This is a genomic window from Capnocytophaga sp. oral taxon 335 str. F0486 (assembly GCF_000277665.1).
GTDB lineage: Bacteria > Bacteroidota > Bacteroidia > Flavobacteriales > Flavobacteriaceae > Capnocytophaga > Capnocytophaga ochracea.
Genome location: NZ_AKFR01000024.1, coordinates 16,487 through 37,171, shown reverse-complemented (window position 1 = coordinate 37,171; position 20,685 = coordinate 16,487). Strand labels below are relative to the sequence as shown.

Below are 20,685 nucleotides of genomic sequence, written 5' to 3'. Positions count from 1 at the left end.
CTTATGAAGAACGTAACTATACTTGGTTTGGTACAAGCATTATTAAGCCTTATATCTGGGATTTTAATATCCAAAATGTCGTTTATAGGGAAAATAGGCATAAGTACAATGTACCGTGAGTATACCATTTTCAAAACTTGGTGGAAAACGGCTCTTTTATTATTGGTAATACAGTTAGTACTTATTGCTGTATTACAACTGTTTAAAACAAAAGTAAGCGTATCGTTTAGTAGATTATTAGCCTTTTTACTTATTGTTTTAGGGGGAATAGGAGCTTACTTTACCTATATTGACTTCACAACTACTTCACATAAAATGATGAAGTTGAGCTTTCATTTAGGGTTTTATCTCTTTTGGGTAGGGTGGTTTATCACTTGTTTTTATTATTTGTTGTTCAAGAATAAGAAAAAAGAGGATAATATTCAGCAAGATATCTTATTTGCCGATACAGAAGCGGGAAAAGATGTTTCCTAAGACCTCATCATTGCTTACAGCTCCTGTAATAGTACCTAAATGATAGAGAGCTTCGCGGATATCGATAGCTAATAGGTCACCTGAAAGTTGTAATTGTAATCCTTGTTCTATTCTTTCAATACTTTGTAAGGTATTGTGTAGAGCTTCGTAGTGGCGGATATTAGTAATAATAGTTGCTTTACCTGTATTATTAAGACTTTGAGCATAGTGAGAGAGAAAATCTTTAAGGGCTAAAATATTATTTCCTTCTTTAGCTGATATTCTCAGTAGTGTATCGGTATAGCCTTTTAAGGATTGTAAAATCTCATTATCAAAAGGAGTTATATTACTTTCTGTTGATAAGTCAGTTTTGTTATGTAATAGTACAAATTTAGTTCCTTCGCGGTAATTTTCTTTTACAAAAGAAATAATCTCTTGGGCAGAACTATCTTTTACATCGAATAAGTAGAGCACAATAGAGGCTTTTTCTATCTTTTCTTTAGCTTTTTGTACACCTATAGCTTCGATTTGGTCTTGAGTATCACGAATTCCTGCGGTATCAATAAAACGAAAAGCAATGCCTCCTATATGAAGCGTTTCTTCAATAGTATCGCGGGTAGTACCTGCAATATCCGATACAATAGCGCGTTCTTCGTTCAGAAGGACATTTAATAAAGTAGATTTGCCTGCATTAGGCTTCCCTACAATAGCCACAGGAATACCATTTTTTAGTACATTACCTACTGAAAATGATTGTAAGAGAGATAAAACAGTGGTTTTAATAGTGCTCAAAAGCAATTTAAACTGAGTTCTATCGGCGAACTCTACATCTTCTTCCGAAAAATCTAATTCAAGTTCTATTAATGAGGTAAAGTTTAATAATTCTTGTCGTAATCCTTCTATCTCAGAAGTAAAACCACCTCGCATTTGCTGTAATGCTACCTGATGAGAAGCCTTACTATCGGAGGCAATCAAATCGGCAACGGCTTCCGCTTGATTGAGTGCTAATTTACCATTGAGAAAAGCGCGTTTGGTAAACTCCCCAGCATCGGCTAAACGAGCTCCTTTTGCCAAGCACAGCTTGATAACTTCTTCTACGATATAATTACTTCCGTGACACGAAAACTCAACTACGGGTTCACCTGTATAAGATTTAGTTCCTTTGAAAATAGTAGCCAAACACTCGTCGATTACTTGGTCTTTACTTTCGAGAGTTCCTAAATGAACTGTATGTGACGGAGCTTCAAGTAAAGATTTTCCAGTATAAGGTTTGAACACCGAGTCGGCAATAGCTATGGCTTCTTTTCCCGATAGGCGAATTACAGCAATAGCACCTACCCCTGAAGCAGTTGCCAAAGCTACAATCGTATCATTTATATATAACGAATTATCTCTCTTCATTCTATGTTATTGAAAATTGGTGCAAATGTAGTGATTTTTTCATTACTATCAATCTACTAATTTTCAAAAACCTCAAAGCGATTATCTTCATAAAAGAAAATAATTCGTTTAATATGCTTATTAGTGAGTAATGGTAGGGCTTTTGGCTCTACTTGCTTTTCTTTTATTGCAACAGAAGGTGGAGCAGGAGTAGAGGCTTGCATTTCTATTTCAGGAATATCACTGAAAAGGTCAGGTTGTTGCGTTTTTTTAGTGCTAGTAAGCTCTTTATCTTCCTTACGAGGGAAACTTCCTTTTCCTTGTGTAATCCAATACATATCTACTTCAGGAAATTTTTCGATGAGCTTTAGGATAAAATCCAAGCTCGGTTTGTTGCGTTCTGATAAGAGATGAGAAATCCCTGAACGCTGAATCTCTAAGCTATCAGCAAAGGCTGCAGCATTTAAACCGTAATAATCCATCACTTGTTGTAAGCGAATGGCAAAGTCTGATGTGTTTAACATTGTAACGTTTGTTTATTTTTCTAAGAATGCACAAATGTAAATCAATATTTTGAGATATACAAGTATAAACAAGGATATTTTTTATCACATTAAAGTATTTATTTATGATTACAATGTAAATCATTCGTTTATAGTATTATACAAAACCACTATAAAAATAATCTATAAGTATAATCATTATTAAAATGGTATTTTGGAATAGAAGGGAAAGTCTTTTTATAGAACATAATAATCGTTGATTAGTATATTTAGTATAGTTGATAGTTTTACAATTGTAAATGTTAAATGATACAAATGTAACGCTTAAATATAAGAAAACTTTTACTTAATTACAGGTTGTACTTTAATGAATATTTATTACTTTTGCTTTTAAATATTAATATATAGATGAAAAAACAGCTTTTTGGGCGTTATATCACTTATCCGATGATAGCCCCACTTTTAGATAAATACCCTTTTGAAGAGGTAATATCCTTAGGTACCTCAGTTAAAGGGACGCCTATTAACCTGTACAGAGTAGGGAAAGGCCATAAAAAGATACTTATGTGGTCGCAAATGCACGGTAATGAATCAACTACTACCAAAGCGCTTTTTGATGTTTTAAACGAGCTTAAAACAGCTGATTTCTTATCGGAATTAAGTGTTTATTGCATTCCTATGCTTAATCCCGACGGTGCTGAGATGTTTACACGTGTAAATCATAACGGCGTAGACCTTAACCGTGATGCCGATGAACTTACACAACCTGAGAGTAAGTGTTTACGGAAAGCTTATGAACTTGTACAGCCCGATTATTGCTTTAATCTGCACGACCAGCGCACAATTTTCAGTGTAGGACAGACACCTTTGCCAGCTACAGTTTCTTTCTTAGCACCTGCTTATAATGAAGAGCGCAGTATTAATGAAGTACGGCAGAAGGCAATGGAAGTGATTGTAGTAATGAATAACACTTTACAGCACCATATACCTAATCAGATAGCGCGTTTTGACGATAGTTTTAATATCAATTGTACGGGAGATAAGTATACTCAATTAGGTACGCCCACTATTCTTTTTGAAGCAGGGCACTTTTCTAATGATTACAATCGTGAACAAACGAGAGTATATATTGCTATGGCTATATTTAGAGCTCTACAATATATAGCCACTTGTGATGTTACAAATGTAAATTACAAAGATTACTTCAGTATACCTGAAAACGATAAATGTTTTTACGATATTATTTTAAGAGACGACACTCACTGTGGTAATGATGTAGGTATTCTTTATAAGGAAGTTTTGGAGAATGGACAAATCTTGTTTGTGCCTTATATTGCTGAGATAGGTGATTTATCTAAAAAATACGGACATAAAGAAGATGTTTTATCGAAGTTTATAAGTTCAGCTATTGATAAAGATTATATTAAAAATCACTTGGATTTATCGGCATTGAAAATGGATTAATGCTGAATGGTTAATGGTTAATGGTTAATTAGATGGGGCTTATAGGAAACTTATAGAATAGACGAACAATGAGTGGGTCTACAGTGGCTCTACAACGAACAAAAGACGAACGATGAACGAAGGAATAACGAACCTAAGTAGAAGGAAAGTTGAAGCTAAGGCAGAGATAAAAAGAAGGTTATGGGTAGATTTCAACTTAAAAAGTATGTTGCAATTTGGAATATACAAAAAAACATTGTTACTTTGCGCTTTTAAAAAAAAGAACTCGTAAACTTAATGTAGATGGCAAAATATAGATTAGATGAAATGGATCTTAAGATATTGGATATTCTTATAGAAGATGCACGAAAACCCTATATAGATGTTGCTAAGGCACTTGATATATCGTCGGGGACAGTGAATGTACGGATAAGAAAAATGGAAGAATTGGAAATTATAAAAAGTTCTGCCATTTCAGTAGATTACGAGAGAATGGGGTATACTTTTATTGCTTATGTGGGTATCTTTTTGGAGCGCAATCATCAAGCTGAGTATGTTTTGGAACAATTAGAGGCTATTCCGTTTGTAACAGAGGCACACATTACTTCAGGGAAATATAATCTGTTTTGTAAAATTAGGACAAAGGGGGTGAAACACGCTAAGGAAGTTATTTATATGATAGACGACATTCAAGGTGTGTCGCGCTCAGAGACAATGATATCGATGGAAGAGGCTTTTAACGATAAGAGTCGTTTGCTTCATAAGGCTTTCCGAGAATTAGATTTATATGATTTTTTAACTACTAAATAAGAACTTTTTAAAAGGGCTATCTGAATGAAAAATCGGGTAGCTCTTTTTGTTTATACAGAAAATTGAGTAATTTTGTTGCGCAAAAACTGAAATACTATGAATGAGAAAATACAAGCACTCATAAGCAATTACATTCGTTTCTTACAAGAAAAACCTTCTAATCCTGATGAAGTGTACAAATGGCAGGCAATAGAACATTTTGAGCAGCATTGGGATATTAATGCCCCTGATTTTTACGAAATGTTTAAAGAGGCTTTTCGGAAAAAGGACAATTTAGTAGATTACCGTCCTTTTGGTATATTGGAAGCGTTAGGAGAAAACTATCCAACGAAATTAAAGGAATTGTTGGGTATTGTTTATGGGGCTGATGATTTCTATACCAAATTGGGAAAATGCAGGACTTTCACTGAAAATGTTATTGATGACTTAAAAGAGAAAAGCAATATAAATTTTAGTACAAAAATTGATGAGCGTACTCTTTCTTTTTTACTGACGCTGAAATTCCCTAATGAGTATACTTTTTATAAAAGGGATATTTATACTAAGTTATGTGAGTATTTAGGAGAAGTTTCTCGAAAAGAGCGCAAATACGAGCATTTTATTGAGTTGCTTACCGAAATCACGACTTATTTTAACAATCCTGAGTTAAAACAACTCACGAGCAACTTTATTCCACAAGGTTTTGATGAACCTTTGCTATTGGCTCAGGATATTGTGTACCAGAATATGACAATTTCTTCAGAAAAAGCATTTAGAAACGTATTGGATAAGATTCCTAAGCATTGGGCTTCTGTTTTCTTTTACAAATTAGGAAATATTATAGAGGATTTAGCATTAGGAGATACCGAAAATCAAGTGTTCAGTGTTAGATTAGATGAAAAATCACTTCGTTATCACATAGGGAAGAGGATTTGTTTAAGTGTAAGTCCTAAAGAATTTCTTTTTATTACAGGAAGGGAAGTAGATATTCCAAAGTTGAGAAGAGAAGAGTTTGAAAGACCTAACAATGCTTTTCTTTATTATCAGGGAACCCCACAACATATTGAAACATATTACTCTGATATCAAAAATGCTGTCAAGGAAGAGATAGCACTTGATAAGGAGACCTATCCTAAAAGTTATGATAATAGCTATTTCAGGGAATATGTTTTTGAAAAGAAATACAAAGTAGAATTTGAAACAATAGAAAGTAATATGACAAATCAAGCGATTAAGCCTACGATTATTGACCTACTACATTACAAGCACCAAATCATCTTACAAGGTCCTCCAGGCACAGGTAAAACCCGTGAAGCCAAGCGTATTGCCAAACAGCTATTAGGTTTGAATGACAATGATAGCTTAGAGGGTAATGAGCAGTTTAAACTGATTCAGTTTCACCCCAGTTACTCTTATGAAGATTTTGTAAGGGGCATTGTAGCGCAACCCAATGAAACAGGTGGGGGCATTGTCTATACAGCTGAAAATAAAGTGTTAGCTAAGTTTGCAGAGAAAGCTTTAAAAGCATTCCAAGAACCTATTAAATGGGAAATTTTAGAGATTTTCTTGAAAAAGAAAAGAAAGAGGGGCGAGAAGTTTATTTTGATGAAGGGAAAGAACTTAAATATAATTTTATACAAAATAACGAATTGCGATATTTAAGTGGACGCAATCATAATTTAGCAGGTATTCCTATTGAAGAATTTTGTCAAAGAAATTTAGATGATAAATTCGATAGTTTTTATAAAAACTATCACAAATGGGGCTGGAAATTTATAACTGACTATTTCATAAAATGGGCTAATGATTTCAAAAGGAAGAAATCTTATTTTCTTGTAATTGACGAAATCAACCGTGCGAACCTTTCAACAGTATTGGGGGAACTCATCTATGCCTTGGAATATCGCGGGGAATCCGTGTAGAGTATGTATGCTATCGATGATGACAATAGTTTCACACTACCGCCTAACCTCTACATCATCGGTACAATGAATACGGCTGACCGCTCGGTAGGGCATATAGATTATGCCATTCGTCGGCGCTTTGCCTTTGTGAATGTGTTGCCTAAGGAGTTAGAAGGGAATTTTGATAAAAACTTGTTTAAAGCAGTAAGTAAGCTCTTTATTGAGAACTATGATGAATATATTAACAATACAGATACTGAATTAAAACGTGCCAAAACCTTATCACCTGAATTTAAACCAGAAGATGTGTGGCTTGGACAGTCGTATTTTATTCAGAAAAAATATAGCGATGGAAAAGATGTGCCTATGTCTATTCGTTGGGAATACGAAATCAAGCCTATTCTATTGGAATACATAAAAGATGGGATACTCATAAATAATATAAAGATTGAAGAACAAATGCAAGAAATTAAAACATTAGTCTATGAAAATAACCCTTCTTGAACATCAACCCTATAGCATCAAAAAAGAGGAGGAGAGTATTTACTTTGAAGCAATACCTAAGATTTGTCCGTATGTATTGAAGAAAGATAAATGGGGAAATCCTATATATCCTTTTGAAATCAGTCGTACAAATGAGGAAGAAGTGTGTTTGCAGGCAGGCTATTACGTGGGAGCTTTGTGGTTGGTAAAACATCACAAATTCGTATATATAGAGCCTAAAATGAACAAAAAACAGATTGTTGAAGGCTTTCCTACCCAAGAGGAAGAATGGGCAGAAATCGACTACCTAAAAATGCTTCTCAGCATTACGGCACTCGACCCCAAACATACACAAAATCTTATCAAAATCTATTGGGACGAACCACTAATTGCCATCGAACAGCAAAAAGACACGCTCACGCCTTTCCTAATGGTACAATTCCTATTGCTACTGAAGCGTATTGTGCGCAAAGGACTTAAAAAATCGTACTACACGGTGGAGGAGAATCTTAATAACCGCATCAAAGGCAAGATACAGTTAGATAAGCACCTCAAACAAAATGTTTTTAAGAACAAACTCACAGCTCACGTATGTAGGTATCAAGAGTTTGGAATGGATAGCCTCGAAAATCGCTTTTTGAAGAAAGTTTTACAGTTTATCATCAGCTTTAAGAATACACACTCTAATTACTTTGCAGGCAATGACGAGTCTATTCGAGAACTTATTACGTATTGTAGTCCGTATTTTGAGTTGATTTCAGAAGAACTTGATGTAGAAAACCTCAAAAAACTCACTACCAATCCTTTTTTTAAAGAATATGAGGAAGCTATTCGCATCGGGAAGCAGATTTTGAAGCGTTTTTCGTATAATATCACCGAAACAACCCAACAAAAAGTAGCTATTCCGCCTTTTTGGATAGATATGCCCAAACTTTTTGAGTTATATGTATACAAAAAACTACAAGAACAGTTCGGCAGTAGGGGAGAAGTAAACTATCATTTTACGGGTGATTACACTGAGTTAGATTTCTTGCTCAACACTCCAGAATACAAAATGGTGATTGATGCCAAATACAAAACTGTTTATGAAGATAGTAGAGTGATAGACGATATTCGCCAGGTGAGTGCTTATGCGCGTTTGGAAAGAGTTTATAAAGCCCTAAAAATAGACGACAATAGGTTGATAGATTGCCTTATAGTCTACCCCTCATTCGAACAAAATACCGATTTAAACATCGCAAATAAAAAGGAGATACATCAGTACAGAAATATTTATAAATTAAGTGTTTCTGTTCCATTAATCATTAACAATTAATCATTTATCATTAAAAAATATGTCACAATTCTACAATAGTATCGCTGAGAAATACGATGCTATCTTTCCACTATCGCCCGCACATAGAGTTTTTTTCGATAATGAAGTGCACGGCAAGACAGTTCTTGATGTAGGAGCGGGTACGGGCAACCTTACCGCCTATCTGCGCGCACAGGGCTATGATGTTACGGCTATCGACCTCAGTAAGGCACTCATTGCTCAGGCTACTGCCAAGGGTATTGAAGTGCAAGAGCTCAATATGCTTGCTATCGATACTTTACCTATGTTCGATACCATTATAAACATAGGGAACACGCTCCCGCATTTGGATAATAAAGACGAAGTGCAGACTTTTCTTAAAAAGGCTTATAACCAACTCACGCAAGGAGGCAAACTCATCTTGCAAATGGTAAACTTTGAGAAGTATTTTGCCCAGAAAGAAGGTAATTTTCTCGGTAACCTACCTCTAATAGAGAACGAAAAAGTAAAGTTTGAGCGTTCTTATCACTTAAATAGCAATAACAAGGTAATATTTAGGACAGTTTTGGACGAAACTATCGTCAATGAAGAGTTTTTACAGCCTATTCTTTCCCAAGAACTCACCCAATGGCTCTCTCAAATAGGTTTTAAAGACCTTAAACTATACGGCAACTTCAAAAAAGAGTCTTTTAATCCTGAAACTTCAATGGCGCTTATTGTAACAGCTCAGAAATAACTTCTCTATACAATTGCTATTATTTCCATATCTCACAAATATTCCGTACTTTTGCACTTTAAAACAATACATTATGGCACGATTAGGAATATTATGTGCCTTAAACAAGTAACTCAACGTTATATTTATAGTAGATATTTAATTTAATCATTTATCATTAAACATTAATCATTAACAATGTTATCAGTATCCAATTTATCCGTACAATTCGGAAAACGCGTCCTCTTCGATGAGGTAAACGTAACCTTTACACAAGGCAACTGCTACGGCATCATCGGTGCCAATGGGGCTGGGAAATCTACTTTCCTAAAAATCCTTTCTGGCAAGCAAGAACCTACTTCGGGACGTGTTATCCTCGAACCGGGCAAGCGTATGTCGGTGCTTGAGCAAGATCACTACGCCTATGACGACTACACTGTGCTCGACACGGTGATTATGGGCAATAAAGTTCTCTCCAAAGTCAAAAAAGAGATGGACGACCTCTATGCCGACTATTCCGATGAGCACGCCGAACGCATCGGTGAGCTACAAATACAGTTCGATGAAATGAACGGCTGGAATGCCGAGAGTGATGCCGCTGCACTGCTTTCCAATTTGGGCATTACCGAAGATATGCACTATACCCTAATGTCCGAAATGGACGGAAAACTCAAAGTGCGGGTACTTCTCGCGCAAGCGCTCTTTGGTAACCCCGATGTACTCATAATGGACGAGCCTACCAATGACCTTGACTTCGAGACTATCAGCTGGCTGGAGAACTTTTTGGCAAACTATGACAATACGGTGATTGTAGTCTCTCACGACCGACACTTCCTCGATGCTGTTTGTACCCATATCTCCGATATTGACTTCGGGAAAATCAATCATTATTCGGGTAACTATACTTTCTGGTACGAGAGTAGTCAGTTGGCAGCCCGTCAGCGTGCGCAACAGAACAAAAAGGCGGAAGAGAAAGCCAAAGAGTTGCAGGAATTTATCGCGCGCTTTAGTGCCAATGTGGCAAAATCAAAGCAGGCAACCTCTCGTAAGAAGATGTTGGAGAAACTCAATATTGAGGAAATCAAACCGTCTTCTCGCCGTTACCCTGCCATCATTTTTGACCGCGACCGCGAGGCAGGCGACCAAATCCTACACGTGGAAAACCTCGCTGTGTCTATCGATGGACAGGTATTGTTCCAAAATGTGGACATCAACCTTGCCAAAGACGACAAAGTAGCCGTGATTTCTAAAGATTCGCGTGCCACCACTGCCTTTTATGAGATTCTCAACGGCAACCTCAAGCCCGATGCGGGTACCTTTGCGTGGGGTATCACCACCTCGCAGTCTTACCTGCCGGTGGATAACTCCGATTTCTTCACCCAAGACCTTTCTTTGGTGGATTGGTTACGCCAATGGGCAAAAACAGAGGAAGAGCGTGAGGAAGTATATGTGCGTGGGTTCTTGGGCAAGATGCTTTTCAGTGGCGAGGAAGCCCTCAAAAACTGCAAAGTGCTCTCAGGAGGCGAGAAAGTGCGCTGTATGCTCAGCCGTATGATGATGTTGCGCGCCAATGTGCTAATGCTGAACGAACCTACCAACCACTTGGATTTGGAGAGCATCACCGCTTTTAACAACTCGCTGAAAAACTTCAAAGGCACCGTGCTTTTTACCACCCACGACCACGAATTTTCACAAACCGTTGCCAATCGTATCATCGAGCTTACCCCCAATGGCATCATAGACCGCTATATGACCTTTGATGAGTATATGGACGACAAGAATATTCAGGAATTGAGGGAGAAAATGTATAAACAATGATTAATGGTTAATCACAGCACTTTGGCAAAGATCATTGTACAAAAAGATGATTTAAATGAGCTTTGCCAGAGTGTTTTTATAATGAAAAGCCTAAAATAGAATTATATGGAACTTAATCAATTCATTTGGAATAATTATAAAGAGAGTAAAGAAGGGCAAGAAGTTATTAAACTTTTTGAGGAAGGGTATTTAGAGGATATTCTTTCTAAATTTATAAAAGATAGTTCTAATAAAGACTTAGAACAATATTTATTTATTATTGATGATATTGTAAATTCGTCTCCTCTTCCAGAAAATATTAAGTATAAAGACTTTTACCCATATATTTTAGAAAATGGTTTAAAGATATTAGATGAGTCTGAAAAAGAATATGATATTTTTAAACCAGAAGAATATGATTTAATAATAGCCTTTATAGAGCCTTTTTCTTTATGCCTTTTTTCTTCAAATGAAGAAGGAGAGGAAGACTTCTATATTCCTTATTTTTTCCAAATGAACTTTGGTAACTTGCAAAAAATAGCAGATACTTTTAATATTGAATTACCAAAAGTTCCTCTAAGAAAAGACAAAAGAGGAAGAGCTTTATACTACTTAGAATTTTGTAAGCTTTGGAATGAATATAGAAAGAAGAATAATTTTACGATATTTGAGTTATGTGCTTTCCTTTATGATTTTGCTCCTAAATTTATAGGAAAAGAGAAAGAAGAGGACTTACCTGAACCTACTAATATTTGGATAACAGGAGGTGGAGTAAAAAATGGAGATTACAAATTTCTAAGTGAAGCAAAATCTGATAGTAATTGTTTTTGGTCAGGGAATGAAGATGCAGTAAAAGGTGATATAATCCTTATGTATTGTCTTTCGCCCAAAAGTAGTATAGAATTTGTTTGTAGAGCTGTCACCGATGGTATTCGTGATCCTTTTTTCTGGTATTATGGAGAAACACATATAGGACATATCCAACATATTAAACCTATTACTCTTGCTGAAATAAAAGCAGATGAGCATTTGAAAGAACTTCCAATTGTTCGCAAGAACTTTCAAGGAGTGAATGGTACAAGACTTCATAATGAAGATTATACACGTATTTTAGAAATACTAGAACAAAAAGGAGAGGATATTTCTCAGTTACCTAAACTCTCATCTGCCAATTTTGCTCCTAATAAAGATTGCAAAAACGAACGAGAAGTAGAACTCAAAATAGTAGAACCTTTTTTGAACGACCTCAATTATTCAGAAAATGATTGGGTTCGACAGCTTCCTGTAAGAATGGGACGAGGAGAGCGCAATTTTCCTGATTATGTGTTCTTTGCTGAAACCAAAAAAGGTTATGAGAGAGGCAAAATGATATTAGAAACAAAGTTTTATATCAAATCTAATGCAGAGCTAGAAGAAACTTTTCAGCAAGCACAATCGTATGCTCTTAGATTAAATGCCAATAGAATAGTTATATGTGATAAAGATTTCATTTGGATTTATATGAGGAAAAACAATAACTTTGACCGAACTAAGTATTTAAAATACAATTGGCAAGAAATGAATAACCCTGAAATTTTTAATACCGTTAAAAAGGAAATAGGTAAAGATTTTATAAGATAAATTCTAAAAATCCAAAATGTCTATAATTATAGAAAAAACTAAACGAGGGAAAACGACAAAGAATTAATCATATAAGAAAATGAAAATCATCGGAATTAGTGTACGCACTACCAATCAGAACGGGCAAGCGATGCAAGACATCGGAAACCTTTGGCAACGCTTTTTTAGCGAGCAACTTTTGGCAAAAATACCCAATAAGGTAAGCGATGCTATTTACAGCATCTACACCGATTACCAAAAAGACTATACCGAGCCTTACACTTGTATGATAGGAGTAGAAGTTACCACGCTCAGCACGATTCCCGACGGCTTAGAGGGCAGGGAATTCCCTGAGCAAACCTTTCAAAAGTTTGTAGCCAAAGGCGCAATGCCTCAGGCAGTAGGGGCGATGTGGCAACATATTTGGGACAACGACGCCTCGCTCAATCGCACTTATGTATATGACTATGAGCGCTACACCGAGAAGTCTCAGCAAGGAGATAACTCCGAAGTAGATATTTTTATAGGCGTAAAAGAGAACAAATAGCGAACTTAAAATAGAGGATTGCCAAAAAACCTCTTAAATAAAATGATGTTACCAGAAGAAGAAAACTACGCGGTTTCCAAATTCGAATTGATGCTCAAAGAGAATAACATTCTCTTTTTCGACGTTGATGAATTTGAAGAAATCGTAGAATATTACTTAGAATACGGACGCATTAGCAAAGCGAAACGTGCCTTGGAAATCGGTTTGTCACAACACCCCGATGCTTCATCACTTAAATTGCTAAATGCAGAACAATTGGTGTTTGAAGACCGCTTAGAAGAGGCTTCGGAACTCCTCAATGAACTGTTGCTCATAGAACCTATGAATGCCGAAGTACACGTCCAACAGGCTAATCTGTACTCTAAAATGAACAAACATCATCGTGCTATTGAGTTGCTACAATACGCCATCACACTTACCGATGACGTTTCGAATATCTATGCCCTAATGGCAATGGAATACCTCTATACTGAGGATTATACCAATGCCAAAAAGTATTTTACCAAATGTTTGAAAGAAGACCCTCAGGATTATACCGCGCTCCAACAGTTGGTGTTCTGCTATGAGGTGTTGGGAGAAGTGCAAGAGGCAACCGACTTTCTAAACACTTATTTAGACCAAAATCCTTATTGTGAAGTCGCTTGGTATTACCTCGGTAAGCTGTATTTATCCATTACCGACCATAAAAATGCCTTGCGTTGCTTCGATTTTGCTATCATCAGCGACGATACTTTCACGGGGGCTTATTTCGAGAAAGCTCGTGTGCTCGAAATGATAGAAGATTACGAAAAAGCTATCGAAAACTATAAGATTACTCTTACCTTAGACGACCCTTCGGCTTTAGCTTATCTGCACATTGGGCGTTGTTATGAGAAAATGCGTAACGATGCCAAGGCAGAAGAGTATTATTTCAGGGCTACTCACGAAGATCCTCAGCTCGACAAGGCTTGGATTACCTTAGCCGACTTCCATTACTTGCGTCATAATCACGCTAAGGCTCTAAAATACATTAAGAAGGTACTTACTTTTGAATCTAATGAGCCTTATTATTGGCGCCGTTATGCCGAGCTGAATTATTATCACTTTCAGAACCTAAAAGAAGCAGAATACGGCTATCGGAAAGCGGTACAAAACGGCGATTATTCCTATACTACCCTCATCGAATGGATTGACCTACTATTACTCTCTCAAAAATACCGAGAAGCCTTGTCTATCATTGCCGATATAGTGCAAATCTACCCGCACGAGCTGGAGAATTACTATCGTATTGCTTTGGCTTATTACGGATTAGACGATTTAGAGGAGGCTACTCATTATTACCACTTAGGTTTACAACACGCACCCGAATGGCAGTCGTTTTTTGAACACAAATTCAACTTTAAAATACAATAGTTTATGGGGATAGTGCTCCGTCAATCGTTTAAGAATGTGTTGGCTACCTATTTAGGGTTTGCCATAGGGGCACTGAACACCCTTTTCTTGTTTACTTACTTCCTCTCCAAAGCTCAGTACGGATTAGTGAGTTATGTTACTTCCACCGCCACCATTCTGTCCCCTCTTATTGCCTTTGGGGTGAACAATACCTTGGTGCGTTATTATACTGCTTATCGAGATAAGAAAGAGCAAGCGCAATTCAACCTGATGCTTTGCTTTTTGCCTTTGCTCATCATTGTGCCTGCCACCTTTGTCGGGGTAATTGGGTACGAACAGATTGCGCAATGGCTTTCGGCTAAAAACGAAGAAGTGCGCGATTACGTTTTCCTCATCTTCCTCACTTCCGTAGCAATGGCTTACTTTGAAATTGCTTATGCGTGGACGCGCGTACAGCTAAAAACCGTTTTTGGCAATTTCCTTAAAGAGGTATTCCATAGGGTAGGGGTGATGCTCCTGCTATTAGCTATTTATTTCCAGCTCATCGACTTTCACCAACTGATATGGGGCGTATTTTGGGTGTATGCCTTGCGTATGCTCCTAATGTTTGTTTTCGCTTTCTATGTCCGCCGACCGCAATTTGCTTGGGGATTGCCTAAGAACAAGAGAGAAGTCTTTTTGTACAGCTTTTTTGTGATTTTATCGGGCTCGGTAGCTTCCGTATTGATGGATATTGATAAGTTTATGCTCAACCAATACTTACCCATTGGCGAAATAGCGGTGTACAATGTAGCCATTTTTACAGCTACGGTGATTGCCATTCCGTATAGGAGTATGTACCAGATTGTGAGTCCGCTGACGGCACAATTTATGAATCAAAGCAAGCTAAAAGAGCTATCCGACCTATATAAACGCAGCACTGTGAATACTTATTTTGTGAGTATGGTGATTTGTGTGCTTATCATCGTCAACGCCCAGCAGTGTTACGCTCTTCTGCCCGATAAGGATTACAGCACAGGACTCACAGTGCTTGTCATAATATCAGTAGTAAAGCTATCGGACGCCTTAGTAGGCTTCAACAATGCAGTATTGCTCAATTCACCTTATTATCGTACCGTACTGTTTTTGGGTGTTTTTTTGGTCATAGGCACCGTTTTAATGAATATGTGGCTCATACCGCTTTACGGCATCAATGGGGCGGGATTAGCAACCCTAATCGCTTTTAGTTCATATAACCTACTCAAGTCGGTTTTTGTGTATCGCAAATACAACTTGCAGCCTTTTTATAAAGAAACGTTACAAACCACCCTCTTTGGTATCGTAGTCATAGGAGGTTTCTTCTTTTGGGACTTTCCGTTTCACCCTCTTGTAAATATCTGCTTAAAATCATTACTCGTAGGGGGAGTCAGTGTATTTTTTCTTCTTAAATTGGGAATTTCGGAGGAGTTAATAAAGCTTATTCGCCGATTTAGTAATTAGTAAATTAGTCCTTGTATTCGCTTTTCGTATAGAGTAGACCCACTGTAGAGCCACTGTAGACCCACTGTAGGTTCGTTCTTCTCTCATTTATTGTTCAGTGAAACTCTATGCTAAGTATGTTTGTATAATTGTTATGAATTTGTTCATCATAAAAGATATCCCAAAATATCTTTGTATATGATACTTTTTTTCTGTATCTTTGTCATTGGATTTTAGTAACCATAAAATGTACTAAAAAAATAAATGTAATATGCATCCACGTATCAAAAACATTCTTGAAAATTACACTTATCCTATTATCAAATCTATTACTTACCCTAATGGTGATATGCTTGTTTTAGAAGGACAATGGATTAAAGAGAAGTATCACCTAAGAATTTTGTGCCAATCTACCTTAGATAGTTATTTTTCTTATAACGAAGAGGATTATGTCTCTAATCTCTATCCGAAAATTATGGTAGAGAATGCCCAATATAAAATTTATGGAGGTGAATGTAGTTGGGAAGGAGATGGTTTTATTTACATTATCAATAAAGAAAAAGGGAAACTTTTATGGTTTTTGTTTTTGGATAATAGCGAGTATTTTAAGGAAGCCTATTTTGAGGATACAAACCATATAATCGCTCGTTCTGAACTTGGCTTACGACTAAGAATTCCTATTAATGAACCTGAAAAACTAAGTGTAATAAAATGACTTTAGAAGAGATAAAAGCAATTGTCTATTACATTCAAGGCTTACAAGCCCTTTGGAAAGAAGGCTATAATGCTAAAAAAGTAGGAGATTATACTTCCAATTTTCAGAGACTATAATACCACAAATGAGCTGTGGGAGGTTATCAATGAGTTACAGTTTATGGGAGAAGGAGAAGAATGGGAAAAAACCAAAGAAGAAGTAGAGGCTCTTATTCAAGAGAAATTAGGAATTAGAATTTGCGACCCTATCAGTATACTTTCTTACACAATTAACTTGTTTATAAAGCAACTTACTAGTGATTTCTCAACCAATTCACTAGTTTTATCATTTATAGAACAGACAAAAGAGCTTATTACTTATCAAGAATATACTTTGGCATTGGAAAACTTACTGAAAAGCCTTTTGGAAAAATGTATTTCTATTCCAAGAGATACTTTGGCTATTATTGATGTTATTGAGGATTCTTATATCAAAAGATTACAGGCTTCATTATGGGGAGTGTAAAACCAAAAATTTTCTAATTATTTTTGATACTTCTTTGTGAAATTATTATCTTTGCAAAAAAATATTTTTTTATGAAAGAAAAAAGAAATACCAAACAAAAAATTAATTTATTTATAGGTTCGATTGGAGCCTTTATAGGGGTAGCAGTGTTTGTAGCTTATATTCCTCAAATTATGGCTAACTTAGAAGGACACAAAGCACAACCTTGGCAACCATTGTTTGCAGCAGGATCTTGTCTTATCTGGGTAGTGTATGGATGGACAAAAGAACCTAAGCCCGATTATATTCTCATTATTCCTAATTTGGTAGGGGTTGTTTTAGGATTTTTAACTTTTATTACTTCTCTTTAAATAGATTGAGTTATAGGATATATTTCAATTAAAACAAAGAAAGTAAAATATAAATAAATCCATCAATAAAAAACTATCGTTTTTCTTTGGTGGATTATTCTTTTTTTATACCTTTGTCATTCGTTTGTTAAATAGCAAATAACTTTTTAAACTTACCAAAATATTATGTCTAAAGAATTAGAAAATGTAATGACCAATCACTTTGAAAAAAAACACCTTATCGCTTTGATATGTATAGTGATTGTAACCGCTGTAGTGTGGAATTTACCTACGGAGGTGTTTCATATTAGCGGACTAACGGTGGTACATCAGCGAATTATCGCTATTTTTGTATTTGCTACCTTAATGTGGATTAGTGAAGCTATCCCTTCGTGGGCTACTTCGCTGGGTATCATCACCCTAATGTGTTTAACGGTTTCTAACCACAGTCTGTTTTTCTTTAAAGGAGAAGAGAACGAGATTTTCGGAAAACTACTCAGCAGTAAAGAGATTATGGCTACCTTTGCCAACCCTGTGATTATACTCTTTTTAGGTGGGTTTTTCTTGGCTATTGCCGCTACCAAATCGGGGTTAGACGTCTTGCTTGCCAAAAATTTGATACGTCCGTTCGGAAATAAAAGCGAGAATGTGCTATTGGGTTTCTTGCTCATTACGGGTATTTTCTCAATGTTTGTGAGTAATACCGCTACGGCAGCTATGATGCTCACTTTTCTTACTCCTGTTTTTGCAGCATTGCCTGCAAGTGGCAAAGGACGTACCGCACTCACGATGAGTATCCCGATTGCCGCTAACTTAGGCGGTATGGCTACTCCTATTGGTACACCTCCTAACGCTATTGCTCTGCAAGCTCTCAACGACCCAAAAGGACTGAATATGGGCGTTGATTTCGGCGAATGGATGTCGTTTATGTTCCCATTGGTACTTTTGTTACTCTTCATCTCGTGGCGACTTATATTAAAATTCTTTCCTTTTACTCAAAAAACAATTAACTTACATATTTTAGGAAAAGTACACCAAGGTTGGCGTATGTGGGTAGTAAGTGACACTTTTATCATTACTATTCTTTTATGGCTACTCCCCAGTGAACTAACTGGTATTGATGCCAATACCGTTGCCTTAGTACCAATGGGTATTTTTGCAGCAACAGGTGTGATTACCGCCAAAGACCTACAGTCCATCAATTGGAGCGTTATTTGGATGGTAGCGGGAGGATTCGCTTTAGGTTTAGGTATCAATGAATCGGGCTTAGCCAAACTTGCTATTGATACTATTCCATTTGGGTCGTGGTCGCCTATAATAGTATTGATTGCCTCAGGACTTATTTGTTATCTTCTCAGCAACTTTATTTCCAATACTGCTGCGGCAGCCTTATTAATTCCTATTTTGGTAACTATTTGTGAAGGAATGGGAGAAAACCTAAGCGCGATAGGTGGTACCTCTACAGTGCTTATTGGGATAGCTCTAGCAGCATCATCAGCAATGTGTTTGCCTATTTCTACGCCTCCGAATGCCATTGCGTACTCTACAGGCTTAGTAAAACAGAATGATATGCTGAAAATGGGGCTTATCGTAGGGCTTATCAGTATGGTGATAGGGTACCTTGTTTTGTATGTTGTAGGAGAAACACATCTCTTAGGGTAATATGAAGAACATCATCATAACAGGTGCCAGTCGAGGGATAGGCTTTGCGCTGGTACAACAGTTGGCTGCGGAAGGGCATAATATTTTAGCCCTTTCGCGGCATACTGCTTCTATAAAGGCACTGCAATTGCCTAATGTGCATTGTTTCCCTTTTGATATTACAAAGACAGAAGACCTACAAACGGTAGTCACCTATTTGCAACAATGGCAGTGCGTGGATATACTCATTCATAACGCAGGAAAACTCATCAACAAACCCTTTGAACAACTTACTGAAACTGACTTTTTAGAAGTGTACAAGGTAAATGTATTCGGAGTGGCACAACTCACTCAGAAAGTATTGCCTTTTATGAGGAATGGGTCGCACGTGGTAAGTATCAGCAGTATGGGAGGTGTGCAAGGGAGTTTGAAGTTTAGCGGTTTGGCAGCGTATAGCTCCTCTAAAGGTGCTCTTATTACCCTATCGGAGCTCTTAGCCGAAGAATATAAAGAACGTGGAATTATTTTCAACACCTTAGCCTTGGGAGCCGTACAGACCGAAATGCTCACTGAAGCCTTCCCTGATTATAAAGCTAATATCACCCCACAGCAAATGGCACGCTACATTGCCGATTTTGCCGTTAATGGTAGTAAGGTATTCAATGGAAAAGTAGTACAAGTAGCCAATACAACTCCATAAAACAATTAAAAACTAACGACTAATAAACTAAAATATGTACATCATTATTTTAACGTATCAAAAAGACCTTTCAGAGGTTGAAAAACATTTAGAAGCGCATCGCGCTTATTTAGATAAGCATTATGCTTCAGGACATTTTGTCGCTTCAGGAGCACAAGTACCTCGTGTAGGTGGGGTAATTTTGTGCAAGGCAGGTAGTAGGGGAGAGGTAGAAGCTATCATTGCCCAAGACCCTTTTTATCAGCACCAAATAGCAACCTACCAGGTCATTGAGTTTACTCCTACCAAATTCTCTGAGGAGTTCGGTAAGGTACTCTCTTAAAACCACAATTAACAAGTGAAAATTATTTTTCTAACAGCTCTTACTTTCTCAATCTTAATACTCCTGCTTTATTACCTAATTCAGCAGTCTAAAAAGCCTTCGGGTTTTGTAGGTGTAATAATGATGAAACTTTTTAATCGTGTTTATATACCAATGGTACAATGGGCATTAGGATTTTATAAACCGTCAGAAGCTCCACGAAAAATATTAGATATAGGAGTAGGAAATGGCAAATCAACTGTCCTACTCACTGAATATTTTCCTCATAGTGAAGTTTGGGGAATTGAAATATCCGAAATCGCTATTAAGGAAGCAAAGAAGCTTCATACAAGAGCTATCTTTCAGTTAGAGGACATTCGGCATACCTCATTTGGTGATAAAACTTTTGATTTGATAACTGCTTTTCAAACACACTTCCATTGGCAAGACCTCAAAGAGGCTTTTTTGGAAGTCAAACGCATACTTTCAGACAAAGGCATTTTTCTCATTGCTTGTGAATATGCAAAGATTAGTTATTACCTTCCTAAGCTAAAAAGAACAGAAGATTTTAGTCAATTTTTAAACTCAGTAGGACTATCCTTAATACAAGAAGAAAGAACGCAAGGTTGGGTGTTTTACAAGTTAATAACTACTGAATATAAGTAACTTATAATAAAAATATAAATCTTTTATTTAATATATATTCTATAAAGTATCTATTTACTATGTATATAAATGTAAAAATAATCTAATAATCAG

18 protein-coding genes and 2 pseudogenes are annotated in these 20,685 nt (G+C 36.6%); 18 read left to right on the top strand and 2 right to left on the bottom strand.

Features of this window, described 5'->3' with window-relative positions; translation table 11 throughout:
* The first annotated feature begins 3 nt into the window (after positions 1–3).
* On the top strand, positions 4–474 hold the full coding sequence (locus HMPREF1320_RS05420) for a hypothetical protein (RefSeq protein ID WP_034554206.1): 471 nt from the start codon (positions 4–6) through the stop codon (positions 472–474).
* On the opposite strand, the gene mnmE is transcribed toward HMPREF1320_RS05420, so the two are convergent.
* Entirely contained in the window at positions 436–1,854 is a 1,419-nt protein-coding gene (mnmE, locus tag HMPREF1320_RS05415) for a tRNA uridine-5-carboxymethylaminomethyl(34) synthesis GTPase MnmE (protein WP_009417743.1), read from the bottom strand. The genes HMPREF1320_RS05420 and mnmE overlap by 39 nt on opposite strands.
* A gap of 56 nt (positions 1,855–1,910) precedes the next feature.
* Complete coding sequence (locus HMPREF1320_RS05410; protein ID WP_009417754.1) at positions 1,911–2,357, bottom strand: helix-turn-helix domain-containing protein; 447 nt, start codon at positions 2,355–2,357, stop codon at positions 1,911–1,913.
* A 387-nt stretch (positions 2,358–2,744) separates the two neighbouring features.
* Between HMPREF1320_RS05410 and HMPREF1320_RS05405 the strand changes: the two genes are divergently transcribed.
* The 17 genes and pseudogenes from HMPREF1320_RS05405 (at position 2,745) to HMPREF1320_RS05325 (ending at position 20,592) form a co-directional block, all read left to right on the top strand.
* Positions 2,745–3,800, top strand: a complete 1,056-nt coding sequence (locus HMPREF1320_RS05405) for a M14 metallopeptidase family protein (RefSeq protein ID WP_009417747.1) — start codon at positions 2,745–2,747, stop codon at positions 3,798–3,800.
* A gap of 282 nt (positions 3,801–4,082) precedes the next feature.
* On the top strand, positions 4,083–4,589 hold the full coding sequence (locus tag HMPREF1320_RS05400; RefSeq protein ID WP_015782926.1) for an Lrp/AsnC family transcriptional regulator: 507 nt from the start codon (positions 4,083–4,085) through the stop codon (positions 4,587–4,589).
* Between the two features lie 96 nt (positions 4,590–4,685).
* Positions 4,686–6,976: pseudogene (locus HMPREF1320_RS05395) on the top strand (McrB family protein).
* Positions 6,957–8,270 carry a 5-methylcytosine restriction system specificity protein McrC gene (locus HMPREF1320_RS05390; protein WP_009417758.1) on the top strand — a complete coding sequence of 438 codons (1,314 nt, stop codon included), beginning with the start codon at positions 6,957–6,959 and terminating at the stop codon, positions 8,268–8,270. The pseudogene HMPREF1320_RS05395 and the gene HMPREF1320_RS05390 overlap by 20 nt, the downstream one beginning before the upstream one ends.
* A 19-nt stretch (positions 8,271–8,289) precedes the next feature.
* The gene (locus HMPREF1320_RS05385) at positions 8,290–8,985 is read left to right on the top strand and encodes a class I SAM-dependent methyltransferase (protein ID WP_009417724.1); all 696 of its coding nucleotides are present in this window, start codon (positions 8,290–8,292) and stop codon (positions 8,983–8,985) included.
* Between the two features lie 177 nt (positions 8,986–9,162).
* Positions 9,163–10,782 carry an ABC-F family ATP-binding cassette domain-containing protein gene (locus tag HMPREF1320_RS05380; protein WP_009417741.1) on the top strand — a complete coding sequence of 540 codons (1,620 nt, stop codon included), beginning with the start codon at positions 9,163–9,165 and terminating at the stop codon, positions 10,780–10,782.
* A 105-nt stretch (positions 10,783–10,887) separates the two neighbouring features.
* Entirely contained in the window at positions 10,888–12,381 is a 1,494-nt protein-coding gene (locus HMPREF1320_RS05375) for a type I restriction endonuclease subunit R (protein WP_009417719.1), read from the top strand.
* A 79-nt stretch (positions 12,382–12,460) separates the two neighbouring features.
* Entirely contained in the window at positions 12,461–12,907 is a 447-nt protein-coding gene (locus tag HMPREF1320_RS05370; protein WP_009417748.1) for a GyrI-like domain-containing protein, read from the top strand.
* 42 nt (positions 12,908–12,949) lie between these two features.
* Positions 12,950–14,299 (top strand): tetratricopeptide repeat protein, encoded by a 1,350-nt coding sequence (locus HMPREF1320_RS05365; protein ID WP_034554203.1) that lies wholly within the window; start codon positions 12,950–12,952, stop codon positions 14,297–14,299.
* A gap of 3 nt (positions 14,300–14,302) precedes the next feature.
* Positions 14,303–15,757, top strand: a complete 1,455-nt coding sequence (locus HMPREF1320_RS05360; RefSeq protein WP_009417722.1) for a lipopolysaccharide biosynthesis protein — start codon at positions 14,303–14,305, stop codon at positions 15,755–15,757.
* Positions 15,758–16,007: 250 nt separating this feature from the next.
* Positions 16,008–16,451 carry a hypothetical protein gene (locus tag HMPREF1320_RS05355; protein ID WP_009417735.1) on the top strand — a complete coding sequence of 148 codons (444 nt, stop codon included), beginning with the start codon at positions 16,008–16,010 and terminating at the stop codon, positions 16,449–16,451.
* Positions 16,448–16,955 (top strand): annotated as a pseudogene (locus HMPREF1320_RS05350) (hypothetical protein). The gene HMPREF1320_RS05355 and the pseudogene HMPREF1320_RS05350 overlap by 4 nt, the downstream one beginning before the upstream one ends.
* 71 nt (positions 16,956–17,026) lie before the next feature.
* Positions 17,027–17,305 carry a SemiSWEET family transporter gene (locus HMPREF1320_RS05345; protein ID WP_009417746.1) on the top strand — a complete coding sequence of 93 codons (279 nt, stop codon included), beginning with the start codon at positions 17,027–17,029 and terminating at the stop codon, positions 17,303–17,305.
* A 165-nt stretch (positions 17,306–17,470) separates the two neighbouring features.
* Positions 17,471–18,946: an SLC13 family permease gene (locus HMPREF1320_RS05340; protein WP_009417755.1), complete on the top strand. Its 1,476-nt coding sequence runs from the start codon at positions 17,471–17,473 to the stop codon at positions 18,944–18,946.
* Between the two features lies 1 nt (position 18,947).
* Entirely contained in the window at positions 18,948–19,625 is a 678-nt protein-coding gene (locus HMPREF1320_RS05335) for an SDR family NAD(P)-dependent oxidoreductase (RefSeq protein WP_009417729.1), read from the top strand.
* Between the two features lie 34 nt (positions 19,626–19,659).
* On the top strand, positions 19,660–19,947 hold the full coding sequence (locus HMPREF1320_RS05330) for a YciI family protein (RefSeq protein ID WP_009417742.1): 288 nt from the start codon (positions 19,660–19,662) through the stop codon (positions 19,945–19,947).
* Between the two features lie 15 nt (positions 19,948–19,962).
* Complete coding sequence (locus HMPREF1320_RS05325; RefSeq protein WP_009417736.1) at positions 19,963–20,592, top strand: class I SAM-dependent methyltransferase; 630 nt, start codon at positions 19,963–19,965, stop codon at positions 20,590–20,592.
* Positions 20,593–20,685: the final 93 nt, after the last annotated feature.

Excerpts from the sequence above, each read along its gene's own strand:
- HMPREF1320_RS05340 (WP_009417755.1), top strand. The coding sequence starts at position 17,471 with ATGTCTAAAGAATTAGAAAATGTAATGACCAATCACTTTGAAAAAAAA.
- HMPREF1320_RS05400 (WP_015782926.1), top strand. The coding sequence starts at position 4,083 with ATGGCAAAATATAGATTAGATGAAATGGATCTTAAGATATTGGATATT.
- HMPREF1320_RS05345 (WP_009417746.1), top strand. The coding sequence starts at position 17,027 with ATGAAAGAAAAAAGAAATACCAAACAAAAAATTAATTTATTTATAGGT.
- HMPREF1320_RS05380 (WP_009417741.1), top strand. The coding sequence starts at position 9,163 with ATGTTATCAGTATCCAATTTATCCGTACAATTCGGAAAACGCGTCCTC.
- HMPREF1320_RS05335 (WP_009417729.1), top strand. The coding sequence starts at position 18,948 with ATGAAGAACATCATCATAACAGGTGCCAGTCGAGGGATAGGCTTTGCG.
- HMPREF1320_RS05370 (WP_009417748.1), top strand. The coding sequence starts at position 12,461 with ATGAAAATCATCGGAATTAGTGTACGCACTACCAATCAGAACGGGCAA.
- HMPREF1320_RS05420 (WP_034554206.1), top strand. The coding sequence starts at position 4 with ATGAAGAACGTAACTATACTTGGTTTGGTACAAGCATTATTAAGCCTT.
- HMPREF1320_RS05385 (WP_009417724.1), top strand. The coding sequence starts at position 8,290 with ATGTCACAATTCTACAATAGTATCGCTGAGAAATACGATGCTATCTTT.
- mnmE (WP_009417743.1), bottom strand. The coding sequence starts at position 1,854 with ATGAAGAGAGATAATTCGTTATATATAAATGATACGATTGTAGCTTTG.
- HMPREF1320_RS05390 (WP_009417758.1), top strand. The coding sequence starts at position 6,957 with ATGAAAATAACCCTTCTTGAACATCAACCCTATAGCATCAAAAAAGAG.
- HMPREF1320_RS05360 (WP_009417722.1), top strand. The coding sequence starts at position 14,303 with ATGGGGATAGTGCTCCGTCAATCGTTTAAGAATGTGTTGGCTACCTAT.
- HMPREF1320_RS05365 (WP_034554203.1), top strand. The coding sequence starts at position 12,950 with ATGATGTTACCAGAAGAAGAAAACTACGCGGTTTCCAAATTCGAATTG.
- HMPREF1320_RS05410 (WP_009417754.1), bottom strand. The coding sequence starts at position 2,357 with ATGTTAAACACATCAGACTTTGCCATTCGCTTACAACAAGTGATGGAT.
- HMPREF1320_RS05375 (WP_009417719.1), top strand. The coding sequence starts at position 10,888 with ATGGAACTTAATCAATTCATTTGGAATAATTATAAAGAGAGTAAAGAA.
- HMPREF1320_RS05405 (WP_009417747.1), top strand. The coding sequence starts at position 2,745 with ATGAAAAAACAGCTTTTTGGGCGTTATATCACTTATCCGATGATAGCC.
- HMPREF1320_RS05355 (WP_009417735.1), top strand. The coding sequence starts at position 16,008 with ATGCATCCACGTATCAAAAACATTCTTGAAAATTACACTTATCCTATT.
- HMPREF1320_RS05330 (WP_009417742.1), top strand. The coding sequence starts at position 19,660 with ATGTACATCATTATTTTAACGTATCAAAAAGACCTTTCAGAGGTTGAA.